Genomic DNA, 23289 nt, shown 5'->3' on the forward strand with positions numbered 1-23289 from the left:
CACCCCTGCGCACCGACCATGGTCGCAAGCCCCGGTGGCGCGGGTCAACCACCGCCGCCGCGGTTCGACCCAGGGTCGCGATCGGGCGGCGATCCAGGTACCATCGGCGCACGTGTCGAGTCCCGACGCTGCACGACCAGAGGTCGAGGCCGAGGTCCGCGCCCTCGGTGCCGCCGGGCATTGGGACGCGGCCGCCGCGGCGCTGCTGCGCGCTTTCGGCGACGAGCTAGCCGACTACCTGGCCGCGATCGCCCGCAGCGAGACCGACGGCGCCGACGCGTTCGCGCAGTTCACCGTCGACGCGTGGCGCGGCCTGCCGGGCTTCCGGTGGGAGGCCGGCCTGCGGACCTGGTGCTATCGGGTCGCCCGCCACGCGCTGGCGCGGGTGCGCCGCGAGCCGCACCGTCGGCGGCACGAGGCCCTGGGTTCGCGCGAGCTCGTCGACCTGGCCGAGCAGATCCGCACCCGCACCGCCGCCCACCTGCGCACCGCGGTCAAGGACCAGGTGCGCGAGCTGCGGCTGCAGCTCGCGCCCGAGGACCAGGCGATCTTGATCATGCGGGTCGATCGCGACCTGTCGTGGCGCGACATCGCGATGATCATGACCGACGACGACGCGCCGCTGACCGAGCCCGAGGTCGTCCGGCGGGCCGCGGGGCTGCGCAAGCGGTTCGAGCGCATCAAGGCCGAGCTCCGGGCCCTGGCGCGCGCGGCCGGGCTGGGCAGCCGCGACTGACATGGCGAGCGCCGACGACGCGGCGGACCTCGACTCGTCGACCCCGACCGCGGTGGCGGAGGGCGAGGTCGGCTCGATGGGCTCGCTCTTGCGCGGCGTCGCCAGCACCGGCGCCGAGGCCACGCTGGCGCCCGGGACCCTGCTCGGCGATCAGTACCGGATCGAGCGCGCGGTCGGGCGCGGCGGCATGGGCGTGGTCTACCTCGCGACCGATCAGCGGCTGGGCCGGCAGGTCGCGATCAAGCTGGGCGCGGCGCGCTCGAGCGGGGCGCTGGCGCGGCTGGCGCGGGAGGCCGCGGCGCTGGCGAAGCTGTCGCACCCGAACGTGGTCGTGGTCCACCAGGTCGGCGAGCACGACCAGCGCGTGTTCCTGGCGATGGAGTACGTCGACGGCGGCACCGCGCGCGAGTGGCTCGGGCGCGGGCCGCGGACCTGGCGCGCGATCGTCGCGCTGTACGCCGCCGCCGGTGACGGCCTCGCCGCCGCCCACGCCGCCGGGCTGATCCACCGCGACTTCAAGCCCGACAACGTCCTGGTCGGCGCGGACCAGCGGCCGCGGGTCGCCGACTTCGGCCTGGTGCGGGCGATCGCGCTGGCCGAGGACGCCGGCGCCGACCCCGCCCGCACCGGCGACACCGGCGACACCGCCGACCTCGACGCCACGCGCGTCGGCGCGATCCTCGGCACGCCCGCGTACATGCCGCCGGAGCAGCTGGCCGGCGCCGAGGTCGACGCCCGCGCCGATCAGTTCGCGTTCTGCGCGTCGCTGTGGGAGGCGCTGTGTGGGATCCGGCCTTTCGGCGGCGCGACCCCGGCCGCGGTCAAGTCATCGATCGAGTCGTCGGCGCCGGCGCTCGGCGAGGCGGGCGCGCGCGTGCGCGGCGTGCCCCGCCACGTCCTCGCGGCGCTGCGGCGTGGGCTGCAGCCCGATCGGGCCGCGCGCTGGCCCAGCGTCGCCGCGCTGGTCGCGGAGCTGCGGCGCGATCCGGCGGCGCGCCGGCGCCGGCTGGGGCTGGTCGCCGGCGGCGCCGCGGTCGCGGTCGCGATCGCCGTGCCGCTGGCCCTGCGCGCCAGTCGCACGCCGCCGCCGTGCACCGACAGCGCGGCGGCGCTGGCCGCGACCTGGTCGCCGGCGCGCGCGGCGACGCTGGCGACCGCGCTCGGCGCCGAGTGGCCGGCGCTGGCGCCGAAGATCGAGGCCTACGCCCGGGCCTGGCAGCTCGGGCACCGCGACGCGTGCCGCGCGACCCGGGTCGCGCGGTCGCAGAGCGAGGAGCTGCTCGATCGGCGGATGCAGTGCCTCGGCCGGGCGCGGACCCAGCTCGACGCGGTGCTGACGACGCTGACGGCCGGCACCGCGACCGCCCGCGCGACCGCCGGGACCGCGCTCGAGGTGCTGCCCGAGCTGGCGGCCTGCGCCGACGCCGTGGGCCTGGCCTCGCAAGCGCCGCTGCCGACCGAGCCGGCGGCGCGGGTCCGGGTCGACGAGGCCGAGCGCGTGCTGGCGGTCGCGCGCGCGGCCGAGCTCGATCGCGGTCGGCTCGATCCTGTCGCCAAGGCCACCCAGGCGCTGGCGGCGGCGCGCGCCAGCGCCTGGCCGCCGGTGCTGGCCCGCGCGCTCGCGACCCACGCCAACATCCTCGAGGAGGCCGGCCGCTCGCCGGCGGCGCTCGCCGAGTTTCGGGAGGCCGCGACGGTCGCGCTGGCCGCGGGCGTCGACGCCGACGCCGCGACCTCGCTGGCGGATCTCGCGTGGGCGCTGGCGGTGCGCGCGCGCGGCGCCGAGGCCGAGCTGGCGCTGGCGCTGGCGCGGCCGCTGGCCGAGCGGGGTGGCGAGCCGCTGGTGCGGCGGCGCGTGCTCGGCGCCGCGGCCATCGTGGCCACGCGCGCCGGTCGTCACGATGAGGCCATCGCGGCGCGCCGGGAGCTGATCGCGATGACCGCGCGCGACCCCGACGCGCCCAGCGGCTGGGCGGCGTCGGACCAGCTCAACCTCGCGACCGTGCTGCTGAACGCGGGACGCACCGAGGAGGCGGTCGCCGCCGCGACCGCCGCCGTCGAGGTCGCCGAGCAGGTGTTCGGCGAGCACCACCCGACCGTCGCGCGCTACCGGACCGTCCTGGCGGCGTCCGAGCTCAACCTCGGCCGCGCCGAGCCGGCGCTCGCGCTCGCGCGCCGGGCGCAGGCCGACCTCGAGGCGTGGTACGGGCCCGCCGACGCCCACCTGATCGACGCGCTCGAGACGATCGGGAACGCCCTGACGCGCCTGCGCGACCCCGGGGCCGGCGCCGTGCTCGAGCGCGCCGCGGCGCTGGCGCGCGCCGCCAACCTCGACGGCGAGCTGGCGCGGATCCAGAGCCGGCTGGCCGTCCACTACGTCGGCGTCGGCCAGCTCGATCGCGCCGCCGCGTCTGGCGCCGAGCAGGTGCGCGCGCTCGAGCAGACGCTCGGCCCCAGCGTCGGCGCGCTGGTCGAGCCGTTGCTCCTGGTCGGCTACGTCGCGCGCGAGCAAGGCCACCTGGCCGACTCGCGCGCCGCGTTCGACCGGGCGCTCGCGATCGCCGAGACCGAGCTGGGCGATGATCACCCGGCCACGCACAACCTGCGGGTCGAGCTCGGCAAGACCTTGGTCGCGCTCGGCGAAGTGACCGCGGCGCGCGACCTCCTGGGGGGCCGGGCGGCGGCGCTCGCGGGCCGCACGGATCTCGACCCGCTGATCATCGTCGAGACCCACACCGTGCTCGCCGACGCGCTGTGGGCGCTGGGGGACCGTACGGCCGCGCGCGCCGCGATCGCGGTCGCGCGCAAGGTCGTGGCGGCGGCGCCCGACCGCCGCGATCTGCCGCCGCCGGTCGAGGGCTGGGCGGCGGCGCACCGCTGACGCCGACCGCGACGCGCGCGCGACCGCGACCCGCGGCGCGCGCGCGACCTCTCGGGGCCCGCCGCCGCGACCCGCCGCCCGCGGCGCGACCTCTCGGGGCCCGCCGCCGCGACCCGCCGCCCGCGGCGCTACATCTCGGCGACCGCCGCCTCGAACCGCTCGATCCGGATCGGCGGGATCGCGCGGGTGCCGAGCGTGCTGGCCTGTGCGCTGACCTTGGCGATCCGATCGGCCGGCTTCGGGTGCGTGGCCTGGAAGCCGCCGTCGCCGCCGCCGTGGGTGGCCGCGAGGGTCTTCAGGTAGCGCACCAGCGCCTGCGGATCGTAGCCAGCGTGGGCCATGATCGCGAGCCCGATGCGATCGGCCTCGAACTCGGTGTCCTTGGAGTAGCCCTTGACCAGCAGGCCGTCGATCATGTCGTCCATCGCGCCCTCGAACACCTGCGTCAGCTCGCCCAGCGCCTGCTGATCGAGCTCGACCGAGGTGTCGAGCATGGTCTTGGCGACGTTGGCCCAGCGGCCCTTCTTGATCGAGCCGAGCGCGTGGCCGCGCACGACGTGGGCGATCTCGTGCGCCAGGAGCGCCGCCAGCTCGTCCTCGCTGGTGGCGGCGTGGACCGCGGCGGTCGTGACGAAGACCCAGCCGCCCGGCGCCGCGAACGCGTTGATCGTGTCGCTCTCGACCACGGTGAAGTGCCAGCCGGCGATCGGCGCCGGCCGGTCGCCCTTGCGCGCGGTCTCCATCGCCGACGCCGCGAGCACGGTGCCGACCGCCGACACGTACGCGGTCACGCCCTCGAGCGTGCCGGCCTCGAGCGCGTCGGCGTCGAGGTACTTGTAGTCGTGGCGCGCCAGCAGGTTGGTCGCGACCGAGCGCCCGGTCCAGTACTCGTTCTCGGGCGTGAGGTCCTTCTGGGCGTCGGTGATCGCGTCCCAGGTCTTGGCGAGGCCCTCGGGCGTGAGCTGGACCTTGCACGAGCCGAGCATCGGCGTGGTCACGGCCAGCGCGGCCGCGACGATCAGGGCGCGCCTCACGGCTCACCGCCCAGGCCGCCCTCGGCGACGAACGCCTCGAGCTCGGTGAAGTCGATGCCGGTCTTCTCGATCGCGTCGACGTGGCTGAAGTCGAGGTCCGGGTGCTTGCCGCGGTACTGCTCCTCGACGTCGGGCGTGAAGCCGCGGCCGGCCAGCTCGACCTCGTCGCGCGACGCGCCGCCGCCGCCGCCGGGCGAGCTCGACAGGGCGACCTTGCCGTCGACGACGCTGGTGCGGTTGATCCAGCCGGTGGCGGCGCCGCTGACGCGGTACCAGTCGCCCTTGATCTCGGCGATCGTGAGCTGGTCGCCGCGCGACACCGAGCCCGCGGCCTTGCCGATGAACTTGGGCGCCTTCATCACCTTGGCGCTCATGACCCGGACGGTCACGACGCTGCCCTTCTTGGGCGCCGCCGTGACCGCGACCGCGCCGGTCAGCGCCAGCGCCGCGACGGTGATCGCGCACCACCGCATGCTCGTTCGGACTCTTCGCATGACTACTTCTCCTTCAAGTGCCACACGCCATCCCAGTCATCGCTGGGCGGCTCAGCGGCCAGCTGCCGGCAGCGCTCGACGTAGGTCTTGGACGGTCCATCGTCGGGGGTGTTCACCAAGATGGCCTCGAACGCCGCCTGGGCGCCAGCGAAATCGCGGGCGCGGTACCGCGCCAGCGCGGCGCCGAACGCCTCGGTGAGCGCGATCACGTCGGCGCCGACCTGGCCGACCTCGGCGAACACCTCGTAGACCCGCACCGGCTGCTCCTTGCCCTTGACGGCCAGGAAGTCGAGCTCGCGCGTGACGACGAGATCCTTGACCCGGGCGTAGCAGGCCTCGGAGATCATCAGGCTGGTGCCGTAGGGCTTGTTGGCGCCCTCGAGCCGGGACGCCAGGTTCACCATGTCGCCCATGACCGTGTAGTTGTACTTGTGGCGCGAGCCCATGTTGCCGACGACGGCGTCGCCCGACGACAGGCCGGCGCGGGCGAACAGGTCGACGCCGAACTTCGCGCGCCAGCCCGGGCGCAGCTCGGCGCAGCGGTCGCGCATCGCGATCGCGCACCGGATCGCCGCGGCGGCGTGGTCCTGGTTCGGGATCGGCGCGCCCCAGAACGCCATGACCGCGTCGCCGATGTACTTGTCGACGACGCCGCCGTGCTCGAGCACGAGGTCGGTCATGTGGGTCAGGTAGTCGTTGAGCAGCGCGACGAGATCTTCGGGCGACAGGTTCTCGCTGAAGCTGGTGAAGCCGGCGATGTCCGAGAAGTACACCGACATGCCGCGGCGCTCGCCCCACTCGAGCGACAGGTGCTCGGGATGCTCGATCAGCTCCTTGACCAGCGCCGGCGACGTGTAGCGGCCCAGCGCCTCTTGCACGAACCGGCGGTTGCGGCGCTCGGCGGCCGAGGTCACCAGGATGATCGCGAACACCGAGGCGATCGCGCCCAGGGCCGGGGTCGCGACCGCGATCCACACCCCGCGGCTGGTGAACAGCCACCGCGCGAGCCACCAGTAGGCCAGGAGCGAGCCGGCGGTGATCGCCGTGGTCGCCGCCAGGGCGATCAGCGTGCGCCGGGTCGCCATCCACACCCCGGTGACCAGCATCGCCACCAGCGCGCACAGGCCCAGCGCCATCGCGGCGTCGGCGGGCCGGCTCTGCCGCACGATCACCCGGCCGGCCTCGAGGTTGTCGAGCGCGGTGGCCTGGATCTCCGAGCCCGGCACCGGCGTGCCCAGCGGCGTGATGCGGATGTCGCGCAGCGCCTGGCCGGTCGCGGCGACGATCACGTACTTGCCGCGCAGGCGCTCGAACGCGATCGCCGGCGCCGCGCCCTCGTCGAGCTGCGCCTGCGAGCGCAGGAGCTCGTAGGCCGGGATGCGCGGGTAGACGCCGGCGCCGTGGAAGCGCAGGCTGAAGCGGCCGTGCTCGTCGAGCGCGATCCGGCGCGACCCGAGCACCAGCTCGCCGTCGACCAGGCGCGGCGTGACCTCGGGGTGCGCGACGAGGTAGGCGGCCAGCGCCAGCGACGGGTACAGCCGGCCGTCGTGGCGCACCAGCGGCATGTGCTGGCGCATGATGCCGTCGGCGTCGGTGCCCTGGTAGACGTTGCCGGCCCGGGCCGGCCCGGCGGCGATCACCGCCAGCGGCGGATCGAGGCCGTCGCGGCGCTCGAGCGTGAGCCCGCCGTCGCCGCCGACGAAGCCGTCGCGCCGGGTGATGATCGTCGTCGGCGTCAGCTCGGTCGCGAGCTCGGCCGCGGTCAGCACGCGCGGGGCTGGCTCGATCGGCGCCGCGGGCTCGCCGTCGTCGTCGGCCGGCGCCTCGTCGGTCGGCGCGTCGCCGGTCGGGGCGTCGCCGGTCGGGGCGTCGTCGGTCGGGGCGTCGCCGGTCGGGGCGTCGCCGGTCGGGGCGTCGCCGGTCGGGGCGTCGTCGGCCGGCTCCGGCGGCGCGAACAGCTCGGCCAGCTCCTCGGCGGCCGACATCCGGCGCCAGGCCGCGACCACGTCGGCGGCCTCGTCCTTGCCGCCGTACCAGACCGTCACGCCGCCGCCGTCGGGCACCAGGAACACGCGCGTGTTCCACGCCAGCAGCTTCTGCGCCGCGATCTCGGCGGCGGCCGCGTCGTCGAAGCGCCGCAGCGGCGCGGCCCACGCGCCGGTCCGGGAGCGGGCCACCAGCGGGTCCTTGGTGAGCGCCAGACCGATCACGACGTTGCCGGCGTCGCGCATCGCCTGGGCGAACTCCTCGGCGTCGCCGACGGAGTACTGGCCGCGGTCCTGGAACAGCCAGTCGAACACGACGACCTTGGCCCCGGCCGTCTTGCAGTAGGCGGCGATGTAGCCGTACATCGCGCGCGGCCACGGCCAGGTCACGTCGAGGTTGTCCTCGGCGTCCTCGATGTCTTGCTCCGACACCTCGATCAACACGATGTCGGGGGAGGCCGTGCTGGGGCGGGCCGCGGCGCGGGCGCGCTGATCGTAGGTCCACAGCTCGCCGCCCTCGAGCAAGCGCGGGCGCGCGAACGCCAGCACCGCGGCGACCAGCCCGACCAGCACCCCGACCAGCCCAGCTGCGACCAGCTTCTTGGCCCGCGGCGACAGGGATGCGCTCACCCCGGCACGGTACCACGGGCGTGATCGTCCCTCGCGTCGCGTCACCTGCTACAACCGAAGCGTGAGCACCGACGAGCGCAGGACGGTCCCCGCGACCGTCGTCGATCGACTGTTCGTCTACGGGACGCTGCGCACGGGCCAGACCGCGCGCGCGATCGTCGCGGCGCACCTCGTCGGCGGCGTCAGCGCGACGACCCGCGGCAGCCTGTACGCCTTCCCGGGCGACTACCCGGGGGTCGTGCCCGATGACGGCGGGGTGATCGTCGGCGAGCTGCTGCAGCTCCGCGATCTGGCGTCGGCGCTGCCGCTGCTCGACGCGTTCGAGGGCGACGAGTTCATGCGCATGTTGACCGAGGTCACGACCGCGGACGGCGGGACCTGGGCGTGGATCTACGTCCTCGTGTCACCCGAGCTGGCGCGCCATGGGCGCCGGCTCGAGCACGGTGACTGGGCGCGCTACCTGGCGCGCGCGGCGAGTGATCAGGATCCGAAGTAAGCGACCAGCGCGAGAGACAAGGCGGTTAGCGCGAGCGCGAAGGTGCCGGCGCTGACTTCGCGCGGGCGACGATGGATCGATTGCACGGGCGCAGTTTGTCCAAACGCCGGCAGGAGTCAAGGGTTGGGTCGGTGCATCGCGGGGCGTGAAAAAGCGATAGATCACAATAGGTTAGACGACGATCGCGGTGCCGAAATGTCAGAACACGGCTCAGCGCGGCGCCCGCGCCGGCGTGGGCTACAACCACGCCATGCTGTGCGAGACGTTCGCCGCCGGGCCGTTCCAGTGCAACTGCACGATCATCGCCGACCCGGCGACGCGCGAGGCGATCGTGATCGATCCCGGCGGCGAGGTCGCGCGCATCGCCGCGATCGTGCGCGCCAACGATCTGACCGTGCGCGCGATCGTCCACACCCACGCGCACCTCGATCACATCTTCGCGACCCGCGACGTCAAGCTCGCGCACGGCGGCGAGGTGTGCCTGCACCCCGACGACAAGCCGCTCTACGACGCGGCGGCGGTGCAGGCGGCGATGTTCGGGTTCCCGGCGCCGCGGATGACCGCGGTCGAGCGGTGGCTGGCCGACGGCGATCAGCTCGGGTTCGGCGCGCGCGCAGCGCTGGTGGTCCACACGCCCGGGCACACCCCCGGCTCGGTGTGCTTCGAGGTGGCGGCGCCCGGCGAGCCCACGCGGCTGTTCGCGGGCGACACGCTGTTCCGGCGCAGCGTCGGGCGCACCGATCTGCCGGGCGGCGACGCGGCCCAGCTGCGCACCTCGATCAAGACCCGGCTGTACACGCGCGATCTCGACGCGGTCGTCATCCCCGGCCACGGCCCGACGACCACGCTCGGCGACGAGGCCCGCGCCAACCCGTTCGTCCGCGCCTGACCCTCGGCGACGAGGCCCGCGCCAACCCGTTCGTCCGCGCCTGACCCTCGACGACGAGGCCCGCGCGAATGCGCGGGCCGGTGACGATCGTCGGGACGATCCAGCGGCACCTCGAGGATCGATCGCGGTGCCTGCGGGCCCAAGCCGGTCGAGGTCGAGGACACCTCGCAGGACGGGACCTTCCAGGGCGGCGTTGGGGATGATCCCGGGGTGCTCGTGAGCGGCCAGATCGTTGGCGGCGCTCGAGCGTCAGCAGGCCCGATGCGATCGATCCTGCGACGGGCCCCGCTGGCGCTCGTGACGTTGATGGCGCTGGCGACCGCGGCGCGCGGCGACGAGGTCGTCCACAAGTACGCGCACTTCGCGCAGGTCGACGAGGCGACGGTGACCGAGGCGCGGGGCTTCAAGGTGGCCGGCGTCGCCGGGACCACCCACGTCGTGGTCGGCCGCAACACCACCGGCTACGCCTGGCAAGCGCGGCGCGCGATCCTGATGAGCTGCACCGCGCGCGCCTGCGAGGGCGCCGTGGTCGGGCTCCGGGGCGCCGACACGCTGGCGGTGGTCGGGGTGGTCGACCTCGCCGGCGACGCGACCGAGCTGCCGATCACCGATGGCGGCGGGCGCGCGCAGCCCGGCGCGTACCTGCCGCTGCCGCGCGTCGGCGCTGGCCCGCGGCGCATGAAGTGGCCGGCGCTGGTGCTGGTCGCCGCCACCGAGCAGGTCGTGACCGAGGACAGCCCGGACGGCAGGTCGAGCGGGACCGATCGCCAGCACGCGCTGGTGCTGATCTCGCTGCGCAAGACCGATCGCGGTCAGGAGGTGTTCCGCGGCGCGACGATCGCGCGCGGCCCCAGCGGCGGTACCACCGCCAGCTATCGCCTGGTGCGCGAGCGACCGCGCGGGCCGCGCACGATCGTCGCGACCGTGCAGCGCTACTACAGCGACCGCAGCGCGTGCGTCCCGCCGCCGCCGATCGAGGTCCGGTACGTGTGGAAGGAGCGCCGCTTCGAGGAGGTCCCCGCCCTGGCCGGCGCGCGCGGCTGTCACTGACGGTCACCGACGCGGACGCGCGGGGGCAGGTCGCGATCACCCGCTGATCCCGCCGCGCCGCCGCTACTTGTTGAGGTGCTCTTGCAGCCCGTTGTAGGCGGCGGTCACGCGCATCGACAGCTCGTTGGCCGCCTTCTGCTTGGCCGGGTTGGCCGCGTGCATGTCGGGGTGGTACCTGCGCATGAGCTGGCGGTACGCGCTCTTGATCTCGCCGGGGTCGGCGCCGGGCGACAGGTTCAGCACGCGGTACCACTCGGCGAGCTGGGCGTCGGTCGAGCCCGGCTTCGGTCGGCCGGTCCGCTGCCCGCCGCTGTTCGATCGGCTCGAGCCGGTGGCGCCGCTCGCGCCGGCGTCGCCGCGGGCCGCCTCGGCCTTCATCCGTCGGAACGCGTCGTCGGCCGCGCGCTTGGCGGCGGCGGCCTTGGCGGCGGCGGCGCCGTTGATGCGGTGGGCCCGCTCGGCCGCCTGCCGCGCGCGATCGGCCCGCGCGCCGGGCCCGGCCAGCTTGGCGATCGCCGAGCGCCCGGGCTCGCCGGTGTGCGCCTTCTTGCGCGCCGCCAGCTCGACCTCGAGCGCCGCCGCCTCGACGCTCGACAGCGGCTCATCGTCGACGATCACCAGCGAGGTGAGCGTCGACAGCCCCGCGCGGGCGCTCTCGAGGATCCGACGGGTCAGGCTCACCGGCCGAGCCTAGCGCGCAGGGTCGCGCGTGACCACCGGACCGCTGCCAGGGTCGTCGGCCAACGGTTCGAGATCGGCCGGCGGCTCGACCGCCGGCATCGGACCCGAGTCGCGCTTGCCCAGGCTGCGCAGGAGCTCGACGACCCGTGACGGGCTGGGTGCTGCGGGATCGTAGGGCTTCGACATACGGCTCACTGTTGGTCGCAGCGAGGAACCGATGGTCGCACAAAATTGCCGCGCCAGTGCAAATATTCAGGCGGGCCGCGCGGCGCGCGCTCGGATCGCCGTCAGCGCGCGCACGGCGACCAGCGCCGCGACGGATCCGGCCAGCACCACGTACAGCGCGCGCAGGCCCGGTCGACCGGTGTCGGTGCCCGCGGCGAGGCCATGCCCGAGCGCGCCGATCAGCACCGCGAACGACAGGTAGTGCAAGCGCCGCCAGGTCCGGGTGCCGAGCCGCGCGCGCCAGCCGAAGCTGACGTGCACGACCACCGCCAGGTATGCCGCGACGATGCCCGCGGCCACCGCCCACGGTCGGTAGCTCGACACACCCGGCACCAGCGCGTCGAACAGGTCGTACCGGATGTAGCCGTCGGCGAGGAGCAGCAGCACGTGGCCGGCGGTCAAGCCCAGCGCGAACCGGGACAGGGTCTGGTGCAGCTCGATCGAGCGCGCCCGGGCCAGCCACCGGTCGAGGGCCCCGGTCGACAGCACCAGCCCGGCGAGCGCGTCGAGCGTCAGCGCGACCAGCGCCGTCACCCCCGCGGCGCGCGCGGCGACCCAGGCCCACGGTCCGTCGGGGCGGGGCGGCGCGACCACGACGCCGAGACGCGCGCCGACGGCGCCGAGCGCGAGCAGGGCCAGCGCGCCGAGCGCGAGGCCGAGGAGGATCGTCTTACGCATCGTGATGGACCTCCAGCGGGCCGAGCGAGGGCGGGGGGGGCCACGCCCGCGAGGCCGGGGGGGGCGCCCCGGGGCCGGGGGGGGGGGGGGCCGCGGACGACGGGCTCGACCGCGCCATCGACGTGAGCGGGGAGGGCCAGCGCGCCGAGCGCGAGGCCGAGGAGGATCGTCTTACGCATCGTGATGGACCTCCAGCGGGCCGACGAGCTCGACCGCGCCATCGACGTGAGCGGGCAGGGCCCGCGCGAGCGCGAGGCCGAGGAGGATCGTCTTACGCATCGTGATGGACCTCCAGCGGGCCGACGAGCTCGACGGTGCCATCGACGTGGACGAGCACGGCGGCGACGTCGGCGGTCGCGGCCAGGAGCGCGCGCCCGGCCTGCGCGCCGGCGACGAACACCGCCTTGGCGAGCACCTCGGCGCGCTCGGCGCACGCGGCGACCACCGTGACCTGCGCCAGGTCGGAGGTCGCCGGCGCGCCGGTCGCGGGGTCGATCAGGTGGTGGGCCCATCGATCGCCGCGCCGCCAGCGTCGGCGATTGGCGGCGCTGGTCGCGACCGCGCGGTCGCGCACGACCAGGGTCACGAGCGTGCGCGCGGGATCGATCGGATCCTCGACCTCGATCAGCCAGCCGTCGCCGTCGGGGCCGGCGCCGCGCAGGACCACGTCGCCGCCGGCGTCGAGCGCGGCCACCGCCGGGAGCTGGCGCGCCGCGAGGTCCACGGTCGCGCCCTTGATCATGCCGCCCAGATCGAGCTGCACGTGCGGGGGCCGGTCGACCACGCCGCGCTCGAGGTCGAGCGTGACCTCGGCGAACCGCGCCGGTCGCGGCTGCGTGGGCTGGTCGTCATGATCGAGCGCGCCGGCCGCGAACGAGCGATCGTAGCCGGCCGCGGCGAGCGCGCCGCCGACCGCCGGGTCGAAGCGCCCGCGCGTGAGCTCGACGTAGCCGCGCGCGCGGGCCAGGGCCGCGAGCATCACCGGCGACACCGCGATCGCGCCGGTGGCGCGGTTCAGGCGCGCCAGCTCGCTGTCGGGGCGGAACCGGCTGAAGCGAGCCTCGGCCGCCTCGAACAGCGCCGCGACGGTGGCCGCCGCCGCGGCCTCGTCCTCAGCGGCCAGGGTCGGTGCGTACACCGAGACCCGGGTGTCCATCGCGCGCAGCTCGATCATCACGAGCTCCGGGTCCGGATGCGGACGCGGCGGGTCGGCCGCGCGCGCGGCGTCGGCGCCGCGCTGACGGGTTGCAGGCGCGGCGGCGCCGCGGTCGCGATCTCCCAGCCGGGCGGCAGCGTCACGACCGGGCGATCGCCCGGCGGCAGCTCGCTCCACCAGACGGTCGTCGGCCCGCGCGCGGTCGGGGTCTCCGCCGGCGCGTCGAACGATGTCGAGGTGGCCGCCGGCGCCGGTGCGAAGCTCCACCACGCGATCAGGTAGGTGGTCGCGAGGCCCGCGACCACCCACAAGCGCAGCGAGCGACCATCGACGTCCCAGCGGGCGCCGCGGCGCGGGCGCGGTGCGGGGTCAGTCATCGTCGTGCTCGCGGTCGTCGTCATCATCGTCGTCCTCGTGATGACGGCGGTGCTTGCGGCCGCCGTCATCCCCGCGCCAGTCCGCGGCCACGAGATCGTCGGGCGAGGGGGCGAGCGCGGGCTCGGCCGCCGCGTTCACTGGTTGGACCGGGACCAGGATCGTGGGCTGGGGGGACAACGGCCCCGGCGGCGTGTCGGGGGTCGACGTCGGACCTCCCACCGTCGCGTCGACCGAATCCGGGGCCGCGGCGCTGGGGGGCTCAGGCGCCGCGGCCGCGGGCGGCCGACGGCCGATCCATCCGGTCAGCGCGGCGACCGTGGCGCCGACGGCGAGGGTGAGGCTCGCGACCGCGACGATCATCGCGGTGCGGCCGGGGGCGGGGGGCGTTTCCTTGGGCATCGTGATCCTCCTGGGGTCTGTGCCCATGGATGCATCGACGTCGCCCCGGCGCCCATCCGATAGATGTGAAAGCCTTTAATTTCAAATTCTTGGCGCAGTGCCCAGGGACACATGTGAGCGCCCGCGGCCCCCGCCGGATCGGGCACGGTCTGCGCGGCGAGGCAGTATTACTGGTGCGACCGCCGGGCTATCGTGCGCGCCGATGTCTCGCCTGTGCATCGTCGCCCTCGTCCTCACCGCCGCTTGCTCGAAGGGCGGCGGCTCCTCGTCGGGTCCGGGGTCATCGGCGCCGCCCGCGCCGGCGATCGACGCCGCGCCGCCTCCGGTCGACGCCGCGCCGCCCCCGACCGACGCGGCCGAGCCCCCGATCGACGCCGGCGGCGTGGCCTTCGGGGATCTGTCCAAGGACGATCAGATCAAGTTCATGCGGACCAAGGTGATGCCGCCCATGAAGGCCGCCTTCAAGAAGTTCGACGCCGGCGACTTCGGCAAGTTCTCGTGCAAGACCTGCCACGGGAAGGGCGTGGCGTCGAAGAAGTACGAGATGCCGAACCCCGATCTGCCCAAGCTCGACTTCGCGGCGCTCAAGGCCGGCAAGCACGCCAAGATGGCGGCGTTCATGAAGGACGAGGTCACGCCCGGCATGGCCGAGCTGCTGGGCGAGCCCGTCCACAGCCCGACCAACCCCGAGGGGTTCGGCTGCCTCGACTGTCACCTCGAGAAGAAGTAGCGCGGCCGATCGGCGCCGCGGCCGGCCTGCGCCCGGTTCGGCTGCCTGTCCTCTCGCACCTCGGAAGTAGCGCGACCGACCGCCGCCACGTCCGGCCGCTGAATGTGCGCTACCGTCGGGCGTGCTCCTGCGCGCGACCACCAGCCTGTGCGCGATCTGCCGGCGCAGCGTCCCAGCCGAGGTGCACCGACGCGGCGACCAGGTCGTGATGACCAAGGCCTGCCCGGATCACGGCGCGGCCGAGGTGATCGTCGCCCACGACGCCGACTGGTACGAGCGCATCTCGGCGTACCCGGCGGTGGTGCGCGCGCCGGCCGCGCCGCGCCCGGTCGACCGCGGCTGCCCGTTCGACTGCGGTCCGTGCGCGCAGCACGAGCAGACCGCGATGCTGCCGATCGTGCCGATCACCAGCGCCTGCAACCTCGACTGCCCGATCTGCTACACGGTCAACAAGAACGACGGCGCCTACCACATGAGCGAGGCCGAGCTGCGGGCGATCCTCGGCCACATCCGCGCCACCGATCCCGAGCGCCGGCTGATCAACCTGACCGGCGGCGAGCCGACGCTGCACCCCGACTTCGCGCGCCTGGTCGAGCTGTGCCACGCCGAGGGCGTCCACCGCATCACGATCTCGACCGACGGCCTGGGCCTGCAGAAGGACGAGGCGCTGGTCGCCCGCCTGGCCGCGCTCGACGCCCGCGTGATCCTGTCGTTCGACTCGCTGCGCGACGCCACCAACGTCGCGATGCTGGGCGCGACCCTGACCGAGGCCAAGCTGCGCGTGCTCGATCTGCTCGGCCGCCACGGGGTCGCGACCACGCTCCTGCCGGTGATCGCCCGCGGCCACAACCACGACGAGCTGGGCGCGTTCGTCGACCTGGCGCTGGCGCGCGATCACGTGCGGTCGCTCGAGCTGCACACGATGACGTTCACCGGCCAGGGCGGGCTCGACTTCGACGCCGGCGCGCGCATGACCGCCGACGAGGTCCTGGCCGAGATCGAGCGCCAGACCGATGGCCGCCTGCGCCGCGATGACTTCGTGCCATCGCCGGCGGCGCACCCGACCTGCTACCAGGTCACGTACCTGCTGCGGATCGCGCCCGATCGCTGGCTGCCGTTCGCGCGCTTCATGAGCTGGGACGAGCTGCGCGCGATGCTCGGCGGGATGCTGTACCTGGAGCCGGGGCCCGCGGTCGAGGTCGCGCTGGCCGACGTGATCGATCGGGTCTGGGCCGGCGCGGTCGAGCCCGCCGACGCCGAGCTGGTGCTCGCGGCGCTGCGCGGCCTGATCGACACCGTGTTCCAGCCGGGGCTGTCGCCCGACGCCCGCCTGCGCGCCAGCGAGCGGTGGAGCAAGGCGATCTACGTCCACGCGCACATGGACGAGCACACCTTCGACACCGATCGCATCCGGCAGTGCTGCGTCGGCATCCGCGAGCCCGACGGCCAGAACATCCCGAGCTGCGCGTACAACGTGCTCTACCGCAACCGCGACGCCCGGTTCGCGCCGGCGCCGGCGCCGCCGCTGGTGACGCTCGGCCGCGGTCGGCGGGCGTGACGCGGGCCGAGGTCCAGCGTTGGCTGGACGATCGCGGTCGCGGTCCTGGTCGTGGCGCTGGTGAGCGCGGGCGTGGCGTGGGCGGCGCCGAGCGCGGCGGCGCTGCGCGCGGCGGCGTCCCGGCTGGCGGCGGCGCCGTGGCCGTGGCTGGGGCTGGCGGCGGCGGCGGCGCTCGCGCCGCTCGCGGTCGAGGCAGCGCGGGTGTGGTGGGTCGCGCGCGCGCTCGGCTGCGCGGTCGGTCGCCGCGGCGCGATCGACGCGGCGGCGGCCAACGGCTTCTTCACCGCGATCACGCCCGCCACCGGGCTGGGCGAGCCCGCGGTCGCGTGGGTGCTGCGGCGCGGCGGCGCGCCGGCCGAGGTCGCGCTGGCGGTGCCGATGGTGAAGTTCACCACCAGCTTCACGTTCGTGTTCGCGGTCGGCGCGGCGGTGTTCGTCCTCGGCGGCGGGCCGCCGGTGGCGTGGCTGCGGACGAGCGGCGCGCTCGCGTGCGCCGGCGCGGCGCTGGTGATGGCCACGGTGATCGCGATCGCGCGCGACGTCGATCGCACCACGCGCGCGCTGGCGTGGCTCGGCCAGCGCTGCGGCCTCGGACGCGTGACGGGACGCCTCGCGGTCCACGTGGTGCCGAGCCTGACGCGGATCGCCGACGTCCGCGGGCGCGGGATGCTCGGCCTGATGGCGCTGCACGCGCTCTACTTCGTCGGCTACGCCGCGCCGCTCGTGCTCATCTGCCACGCGCTGGTGCCCGGCACGGCCGGCGCGGCGCTGCCGCGTGCGCTCGCGTACCTGTGCGCGACCTTCCTGGCGCCGACGCCGGGCGGCGCCGGGGTGGCCGAGGCGTCGTCGGTGGTGTTCTTCGGCGATCTGATCGGCCCCGCCGACGCGGTGATCGCGGTGGTGGCGTTCCGGATCGCGCGCTTCGTCGCGCAGGTGGTGGTGCCCGGCGTCTACCTGGCGACGCGCGGGCTGTGGCGGCTACAGCGCCCGGCGCAGGCCGCGCGCGATCAGCGCTGAGCCCGCCAGCGCCGCCGCGGCGATCCCCGCGTACTCGAGCGGTCCCGGCGCGGCCAGGTGCGCCGCGCCGAGCTGCAGGAGCACGACCAGCGGCAGGTGCGCGACGTAGATCCACAGGCTGTCGTCGGCGCAGCGCGCCAGCCAGCGCGGCGCGACCGGCAGCCAGCGGCGCGCGCCGCCGAGCAGCGCCAGCACCCACGCCCACGAGCCCAGCGCGCACACCGCGGTCGCGAGCGCGCTCGGGCGATCGCCGTCGCGCGCGGCCAGCAGCGCCGGGATCGCGGCGGCGGTGGCGGCGACCGCGAGCGCGAGCAGCCCCGGGACCGCGCGCGCCAGCGCCGCCAGGCCCGCGCGCCGGCGCGCCAGCCACCAGCCCCACGCGAAGAACCAGCCGAAGTAGCCGGCGACCACCGGATCGATCGCGAACCCCAGCGGCGTGTCGAGCTGGAGCGTGCCGTCGACCTGCAGGCACGCCCACGTCGGCAGCGACGCGAGCACCACCGTCGCCAGCGGTCGGGCGGTGAGCGCGTCGAGCGCGGCGGTCACCCCCCGACGTCGGCGCGGGCCCAGCGCCAGCGCGATCGCCAGCGCCGCCAGCGACAGCGCCAGCAGGTAGTAGAGGAACCACAGGTGCGCCAGGGTCACCGGCGCGGTCGACGCCCGCAGCCGCGGCACCGTCTCGGCCACCGCCGCGCGCGCGGCCAGCGTCCGGCCCCAGTCCCACAGCGCGTTCATCGCCAGCGACACCGGCACCAGCGCCAGCGCCAGCGGCAGCGCGATCCGGCGCGCGCGCTGGCGCAGGTAGCCGCCGACGCCGCGCACGTCGAGGAGCCGCGCCGCGGCCAGCCCGGCCACGACGAAGAAGGCCGGCATCAGGAACTGGCGCAGGATCCAGACGATCGCGTCGGCGCCGAGCCAGCGCGCGTCGTCGCGCACCGCCCAGCCGATCGGCGTCGCCAGGAACGACAGCGCGGCGTGGCCGAGCACGACGCCGACGATCGCCAGCCCGCGCGCGCTGGCCAGGCCGGGCTCGTCGCTGGCGACCGCGGTCATCGCGCCGGCAGGCGGCGCACGAACCGCTCGGCGTGCTCGGCCAGGAGGCCGCCCAGCATGTGGTACTCGAGGTACGCGCGGGCCACGTCGAGGGCGGCCGGCATCGGCGCGCTGGTGGCGTCGACGCGGATGCTGCCGACGCCGTCGTCGAAGCGGAACGCCAGCTTCTGGCCGCGGGCCAGGCCCCGGGCCTTGATCGGCGCCAGCAGCGGCTCGTCCTCGAGGCCGAACAGCATCAGGTCGCGCTTGATGACGTCGTTGATGTACTTCTCGGCCAGCGCGGTGAGCTCGAGCTCCCAGCCGCCGTGCGCGAGCAGCTCGCCGGCGGTGCCGGCCGCGGTGAGCGCCGCCGCCGGCTGCAGCGAGGTCAGGCGCGCGCGCACCAGCATCTTGGTCAGCGGCCCGACGCCGAAGCCCATCTCGAAGTCGGCGACCGCGAACCCGGGCCGGGTCAGATCCTGCCGGGCGTGCTCGGCGTGATCCTTCATCGCCATCATCGCCTTGATCAGCCGGTGGGTCAGCGACGGCTTGCGGACCAGGTCGAGCACGATCTGTCGATCGAGCACGGTCGTGCGGGTGCGGCCGTCGTCGACGACGACGGTGTACGGCTCGAACGCGGCGTCGACCAGCTTGTCCTGCACGCGCAGGTGGCGGTGCAGGTCGAGCACGAGCTTGTCGCCCTCGCGGAAGATCTCGAGGTGGATGGCCAGCGGCGTGGTCGCGCCGGCGGCGGTCGTGCCGTCGCCCAGGAACGTCAGGTCGGCGACCAGGGCCTTGGTCGGGTAGGTCCCGGTGATCGTCACGTCGATCCGGTGGCGATCGCGATCGAGCGTGACGGTCGCGCGCTCGTCCTCGATCACGACCCGGTTCGAGGCGAACGGGCCGCGGCCACCGATGCCGGCCAGCGGGCACTGGATCGCGCCGTCGAAGTACCAGACGCCGCGGCCGCGGTAGGTGTGGGGCGCGGTGGCCATCAGATGCCTCCGTTGGCGGCGACGACCTTGCCGTGGATGTACGTGTTCTCGAGCGCCAGCCACACGATCACGCTCGCGGCCTCGGCCGGCGTGCCCTCGCGCCGGAGCGCGCTGAACTGCTGGTAGTCCTTGCGCCGCGACGACGACAGCCGCCGCGACAGGCCGCGGTCGAGCACGCCCAGCGCCACCAGGTTGACGCGGATCTGGCGCGGGCCCAGCTCGTGGCCGAGCGCCATCGCCAGCGCCGTCAGCGCGCCCTGGCTGGCGGCGTAGGCCGGCGGCAGCGGCAGCGATTGGCCGCGATCGAGCCCGCCGACCAGGACGACGTCGCCGCCGGCGTCGGCCCGGGTCCGCGCGAACCAGCGGCACACCGCGGCGGTGGCGTCGACGTTGACCGCGAAGCACGCGCGCCACGCGGCCTGATCCTGCTCGACGAACGCGCCGTCGGCCAGCGCCGCCGCGCACGCCACGACCACGTCGATCGTCGCCGGCAGCGCCGCCAGCGTGGCCGCGACCGCGGCGTCGTCGGCCAGATCGACCGCGACCGGGCGCGCGCCCAGCTCGGCCAGGGTGGCGGCGGCGGCGTGGTTGGTGTGGACCGTGAACGTCACGTCGACCCCGCGCGCGCGCAGCGCCCGCACCACCGCGGCGCCGACCGCGCCGGTCCCGCCCAGCACCAGCGCGTGGCGGGCGGTCACAGCAGGCCCCCGACGTAGCCGAGCTCGTCGTCGATCGTGTCGACGAACCGCGCCAGCGTGGCCTCGGGGATGTTGAAGCGCGGCAGGATGCGCAGGATCCGCCAGTCGTGGCCGCACGCGAACGCGTAGAAGCCGCGCTTGTAGAGGCGGTGGCACACGATCACGCCGATCGACGGCTGATCGGCCAGGCCGTCGACGCCGAAGTGCTCGAACGACAGCCACGGGTGGTCCGACGGCTTGAGGCCGATGCCGACCAGCAGCCCGTCGCCGCGCACGTCGTCGAAGATCGCGTGGCGGGCCAGGCGGTCCTGGAGCTGCCCGCGCAGGTGCGCGCCCAGGCGCGCGACCCGCTCGATCAGCTCGTCGGTCAAGAGCTCGAGCACCGCGAGGCCGGCGACGCACGCCAGCGCGTGGCCCGAGAACGTCGAGTTGTGGGCCTCGGCCGAGGCGTAGTTGCCGCCGTAGGCGCGGTCGAACAGCTCGGCCCGGGTCATGAACGCCGAGATCGGCATGAGCCCGCCGCCGAGGTGCTTGCCGAGGACGACCCCGTCGGGCCGGCGCGGCCACACCTCGCTGGCCAGGAACCGACCGGTGCGCCCGAGCCCGGTCTGGATCTCGTCGGCGACCAGCATCGTGCCGTGGCGCTCGGTCAGCTCGCACAGCGCCTCGAGGTAGCCGGGCGGGTGGGTGCGGACGCCGCCCTCGAGCTGGATCGGCTCGATCACGACCGCGGCGACGTCGTCGGCGCGGATCGCCGCGGCCAGGGCGTCGACGTCGCCGAACGGCAGCGGGCCGCAGCCGGGCAGGTGCGGGCCGAACGGATCGCGGAACATGCCGGGCTTCATCAGGCTGCAGCTGCCCATCGTCGTGCCGTGGTAGGCGCCGTCGACCGACAGCACCCGCGGCCGGCGGGTCGCGGCCCGCGCCATCTTGAGCGCGGCCTCGACCGCGCCCGAGCCGGAGTGCGCGAAGAACACGTTGTCGTAGGCCGGGCGGTGGCCGACCGAGGTGCGGGCGCTGCGCTCGCACAGCGCCTTCGCGAGCGCGCCGGCGTGCGGGTTGACGCGGGCCGGGAACCAGTTGGGGGCCGGCGTCGCCAGGAAGTCCACGACCGCCTGGGTCACGGCCGGGTTGCGGTGGCCGAAGGTCTGGGTGCCGTGGAAGTCCTCGACGGCGCCGCGCTCCTCGATCAGCTGGCCGTCGATCACCTCGCGGATCCGCACCGGCTCGCCCAGGAGCTCGGCCCGCAGCGCCACCATCGGGTTGACGAAGTCGCGGTACGCGGCCCAGCCGTCGCGGAGCGTGTCGTCGGCCATGGTCACAGGCCCCCGTCGGCGACGATCTTCGCGCCGGCCATGAAGCGGTTGTCGTCGCTGACCAGGAACGCCGCGATCTCGGCGACCTCGTCGGCGTGGCCCAGCCGCCCCAGCGCCGCCTGCTTGACGTACTCGCCGAGCCGGTGCTTGGGCAGCATCTGCGCCAGGCCGACGTCGAGCAGCCCCGGCGCCAGCAGGTTGACCTGGATGCCGTAGCGCCCGACCTCGCGGGCCAGCGCGTCGGTCAGGCCGCGCAGCGCCGCCTTCGACGCGGCGTAGTGGATCGGCGCCTCGATCACGCGCTCGGACGCGAACGTCCCGATGTTGAGGATGTGGCCGGCGCGGGCGCGGATCATGCCCTTGAGCGCGGCGCGCGCGAACAGGAACGCGCCCTTGGCGTTGACGTCCATCACCTGATCCCAGTCGTCCTCCTCGATCAACGCCACCGGCAAGATCTGGGTGATGCCGGCGTTGTTGACGAGCACGTCGACGCCGCCCCAGGCGGCGGTGATCGCGGCGACGGTGTCGCGCGCGTGCGCGGCGTCGGCGACCGAGCCCTGGAACACCAGCGGCTCGCCGCCCAGCGCCGTCAGCGCCGCGACCGCGGCCTCGGCGTCGGCCTGCTCGCGCCGGTAGGTGATCGCGACCCGGGCGCCGTGGCGGACGCAGGCCTTGGCGATGGCCAGGCCGAGGCCGCGGGTGCCGCCGGTGATCAGGCAGCGCTTGCCGGCGAGCCGCGGCGTGGTCACGACACCACCCGGAGCTTGTGGCCGCCGCGCCGCGCGCTCCAGGTCGCCGGCGCGACGTTGAAGGCGGCCTCCTTGTCCCGGTACAGCACGTTGTAGTTGCAGACCGGGATCGTGCGGCCGTCGGCGTAGCAGTTGGCGTCGCAGCAGTCCATCGCGCGCTCGGTGTCGAAGGTCTCCTCGTCCATGTGCGAGTGGACGTAGACCGCCTTGACCGCGCGCTCGCCGGCCTGCATCGCCGCGCGCGGCGAGATCGAGCGGTCCGACGGGAACATCGCGACCAGCATCTGCTTGAGCAGCCGCAGCGTGCGCTCGTGGGCGGGGTCCTCGTCGGCCCACAGCCGATCGATCGCCGCCTGCATGACCGCCTCGAGCTGCGGCGTCGGCTCCATGTACAGCCGGTCCGACAGCGCCTCGTACAGCTCGGCCGGGCTCATGAAGCGCGTGAACGGGATCGGCGGGCCGCCGTCGGGATCGACCAGCAGGTAGGCGATCTGGTAGCAGAGCGGGTGGGCGCACGGCGACGGCACGAAGTCGCCCACCGTCAGCAGCCCGCCGGTGGTGGCCTCGATCTGCGCCAGCACCTCGCGCATCGAGATGCGGCCGGCGCGGTCGAACGTGCGCCCGCCCTGGCCGGTGTACGTGATCGTGTGGATCTCCAGGTGGCGGACGTTGGTCCGGGCCAGGCCGTAGGCGATCAGCTCGCCGACCTCGTGGTCGTTGACGCCCCGGGTCATCACCGGGATCAGCGTCGTCGAGACGCCGTGCTTCTCGAGCAGGTCCATGCACCGCTTCTTGGTGGCGATCAGGTGCGCGCCCTGCAGCAGGTAGTCGGCGTCGGGGTCGAAGCTGTCGAACGACAGCGCGATCCGCGCGTCGAGGGCGGCCAGCTCGGCGACGAACGCCTCGTCCTTGGCCAGGCGCACCCCGTTCGAGCACACCGTGACCCGGTGGATGCCCTCGCGCTGGGCCGCGCGCACGAGATCGAGCAGGTGCGGGTGCAGGGTCGGCTCGCCGCCGGTGATGTTGACGATGTCGAGCTCGCCGCCGTGATCGTCGCGCAGGTGGGCGAGCACCTTCGCGAAGTCGTCGGGGCCCATGTGGTAGGCGTCCTCGTTCTTGTTGTGGACGTAGCAGATCGGGCAGTCGAGGTTGCAGGCGCTGGTGATCGTCACCACCGGCAGCCGCACCTTCTGGCTGTGGGCCTCGCACGGGCCGCAGTCGAACGGGCAGCCCAGCTCGATCGGGCGCTTGTTCGCGCGCGGGCCGACCTTGTGCTGCGCGATCGCGCGGGTGCGCTGGTACCAGGCGACGTCGGTCGAGATCCGCACGTCCTGCTGGCCGTGGTCGGCGCAGCGCTTGCGCATCCAGACCTCGTCGGCGTCGGTCGCGACGATGTCGGCCGGGATGGCCTCGCGGCAGGTCCGGCACAGGCTCGTGGTCTGGTGCAGGAGCGCGTCGGCGGTGGCCGGCTCGACCGCCACG

The 23289-nt window shown here is 74.7% G+C and carries 23 protein-coding genes; 8 read left to right on the plus strand and 15 right to left on the minus strand.

Annotated elements, in window-relative coordinates; translation table 11 throughout:
* Positions 1–112 precede the first annotated feature (112 nt).
* Positions 113–736 (plus strand): sigma-70 family RNA polymerase sigma factor, encoded by a 624-nt coding sequence (locus IPL61_29675; protein MBK9035378.1) that lies wholly within the window; start codon positions 113–115, stop codon positions 734–736.
* Between the two features lies 1 nt (position 737).
* Positions 738–3617, plus strand: a complete 2880-nt coding sequence (locus IPL61_29680; protein MBK9035379.1) for a serine/threonine protein kinase — start codon at positions 738–740, stop codon at positions 3615–3617.
* Positions 3618–3745: 128 nt separating this feature from the next.
* Here the strand turns inward: IPL61_29680 and IPL61_29685 are convergent, their stop codons facing one another.
* From IPL61_29685 to IPL61_29695, 3 genes are read right to left on the minus strand one after another with little or no spacing between them, the layout of a single operon-like run.
* Positions 3746–4651, minus strand: coding sequence for a M48 family metalloprotease (locus tag IPL61_29685; GenBank protein MBK9035380.1), 906 nt, complete (start codon positions 4649–4651; stop codon positions 3746–3748).
* Positions 4648–5145, minus strand: a complete 498-nt coding sequence (locus IPL61_29690; protein ID MBK9035381.1) for a hypothetical protein — start codon at positions 5143–5145, stop codon at positions 4648–4650. The genes IPL61_29685 and IPL61_29690 overlap by 4 nt, the downstream gene beginning before the upstream one ends.
* Before the next feature lie 2 nt (positions 5146–5147).
* Entirely contained in the window at positions 5148–7760 is a 2613-nt protein-coding gene (locus IPL61_29695; protein MBK9035382.1) for a CHASE2 domain-containing protein, read from the minus strand.
* A 61-nt stretch (positions 7761–7821) separates the two neighbouring features.
* Here IPL61_29695 and IPL61_29700 point away from each other — a divergent pair, with 61 nt between their 5' ends.
* From IPL61_29700 to IPL61_29710, 3 genes are all read left to right on the plus strand, one after another.
* Complete coding sequence (locus IPL61_29700; protein MBK9035383.1) at positions 7822–8256, plus strand: gamma-glutamylcyclotransferase; 435 nt, start codon at positions 7822–7824, stop codon at positions 8254–8256.
* Between the two features lie 250 nt (positions 8257–8506).
* A complete protein-coding gene (locus IPL61_29705) occupies positions 8507–9145 on the plus strand; it encodes an MBL fold metallo-hydrolase (protein ID MBK9035384.1) in 639 nt (212 codons plus the stop codon).
* A 261-nt stretch (positions 9146–9406) separates the two neighbouring features.
* Entirely contained in the window at positions 9407–10195 is a 789-nt protein-coding gene (locus tag IPL61_29710; protein MBK9035385.1) for a hypothetical protein, read from the plus strand.
* A gap of 63 nt (positions 10196–10258) precedes the next feature.
* Here IPL61_29710 and IPL61_29715 read toward each other — a convergent pair whose 3' ends face one another.
* The 6 genes from IPL61_29715 to IPL61_29740 form a co-directional block, all read right to left on the minus strand.
* Positions 10259–10876, minus strand: coding sequence for a J domain-containing protein (locus IPL61_29715; protein MBK9035386.1), 618 nt, complete (start codon positions 10874–10876; stop codon positions 10259–10261).
* A 9-nt stretch (positions 10877–10885) separates the two neighbouring features.
* Entirely contained in the window at positions 10886–11062 is a 177-nt protein-coding gene (locus tag IPL61_29720; protein ID MBK9035387.1) for a hypothetical protein, read from the minus strand.
* 66 nt (positions 11063–11128) lie between these two features.
* On the minus strand, positions 11129–11779 hold the full coding sequence (locus IPL61_29725) for a ferric reductase-like transmembrane domain-containing protein (GenBank protein ID MBK9035388.1): 651 nt from the start codon (positions 11777–11779) through the stop codon (positions 11129–11131).
* A 271-nt stretch (positions 11780–12050) separates the two neighbouring features.
* The gene (locus IPL61_29730) at positions 12051–12953 is read right to left on the minus strand and encodes an FAD:protein FMN transferase (GenBank protein ID MBK9035389.1); all 903 of its coding nucleotides are present in this window, start codon (positions 12951–12953) and stop codon (positions 12051–12053) included.
* Entirely contained in the window at positions 12953–13312 is a 360-nt protein-coding gene (locus tag IPL61_29735) for a hypothetical protein (GenBank protein ID MBK9035390.1), read from the minus strand. The genes IPL61_29730 and IPL61_29735 overlap by 1 nt, the downstream gene beginning before the upstream one ends.
* Positions 13305–13712: a hypothetical protein gene (locus tag IPL61_29740; GenBank protein ID MBK9035391.1), complete on the minus strand. Its 408-nt coding sequence runs from the start codon at positions 13710–13712 to the stop codon at positions 13305–13307. The genes IPL61_29735 and IPL61_29740 overlap by 8 nt, the downstream gene beginning before the upstream one ends.
* 202 nt (positions 13713–13914) lie before the next feature.
* Between IPL61_29740 and IPL61_29745 the strand changes: the two genes are divergently transcribed.
* The 3 genes from IPL61_29745 to IPL61_29755 all read left to right on the plus strand — a co-directional run bounded on the left by IPL61_29745 (position 13915) and on the right by IPL61_29755 (position 17017).
* The gene (locus tag IPL61_29745; GenBank protein MBK9035392.1) at positions 13915–14442 is read left to right on the plus strand and encodes a hypothetical protein; all 528 of its coding nucleotides are present in this window, start codon (positions 13915–13917) and stop codon (positions 14440–14442) included.
* Positions 14443–14563: 121 nt separating this feature from the next.
* On the plus strand, positions 14564–16000 hold the full coding sequence (locus tag IPL61_29750; GenBank protein ID MBK9035393.1) for a radical SAM protein: 1437 nt from the start codon (positions 14564–14566) through the stop codon (positions 15998–16000).
* Positions 16001–16051: 51 nt separating this feature from the next.
* Positions 16052–17017: a flippase-like domain-containing protein gene (locus tag IPL61_29755; GenBank protein MBK9035394.1), complete on the plus strand. Its 966-nt coding sequence runs from the start codon at positions 16052–16054 to the stop codon at positions 17015–17017.
* Here the strand turns inward: IPL61_29755 and IPL61_29760 are convergent.
* Genes IPL61_29760 through IPL61_29785 form a run of 6 tightly spaced genes read right to left on the minus strand, consistent with a single transcriptional unit; the run spans position 16979 to position 23288 of the window.
* Positions 16979–18070, minus strand: coding sequence for an acyltransferase (locus IPL61_29760; GenBank protein ID MBK9035395.1), 1092 nt, complete (start codon positions 18068–18070; stop codon positions 16979–16981). The genes IPL61_29755 and IPL61_29760 overlap by 39 nt on opposite strands.
* Positions 18067–19044 carry a hypothetical protein gene (locus IPL61_29765; protein ID MBK9035396.1) on the minus strand — a complete coding sequence of 326 codons (978 nt, stop codon included), beginning with the start codon at positions 19042–19044 and terminating at the stop codon, positions 18067–18069. The genes IPL61_29760 and IPL61_29765 overlap by 4 nt, the downstream gene beginning before the upstream one ends.
* Positions 19044–19742 (minus strand): SDR family oxidoreductase, encoded by a 699-nt coding sequence (locus IPL61_29770; GenBank protein MBK9035397.1) that lies wholly within the window; start codon positions 19740–19742, stop codon positions 19044–19046. Before IPL61_29770 ends, IPL61_29765 begins: the two co-directional genes overlap by 1 nt.
* The gene (locus IPL61_29775; protein MBK9035398.1) at positions 19739–21064 is read right to left on the minus strand and encodes an aspartate aminotransferase family protein; all 1326 of its coding nucleotides are present in this window, start codon (positions 21062–21064) and stop codon (positions 19739–19741) included. The genes IPL61_29770 and IPL61_29775 overlap by 4 nt, the downstream gene beginning before the upstream one ends.
* Positions 21061–21807, minus strand: a complete 747-nt coding sequence (locus IPL61_29780; GenBank protein ID MBK9035399.1) for an SDR family oxidoreductase — start codon at positions 21805–21807, stop codon at positions 21061–21063. Before IPL61_29780 ends, IPL61_29775 begins: the two co-directional genes overlap by 4 nt.
* Positions 21804–23288: a radical SAM protein gene (locus IPL61_29785; GenBank protein MBK9035400.1), complete on the minus strand. Its 1485-nt coding sequence runs from the start codon at positions 23286–23288 to the stop codon at positions 21804–21806. The genes IPL61_29780 and IPL61_29785 overlap by 4 nt, the downstream gene beginning before the upstream one ends.
* Position 23289: the final 1 nt, after the last annotated feature.

This window comes from Myxococcales bacterium, assembly GCA_016717005.1.
GTDB lineage: Bacteria > Myxococcota_A > Polyangia > Haliangiales > Haliangiaceae > UBA2376.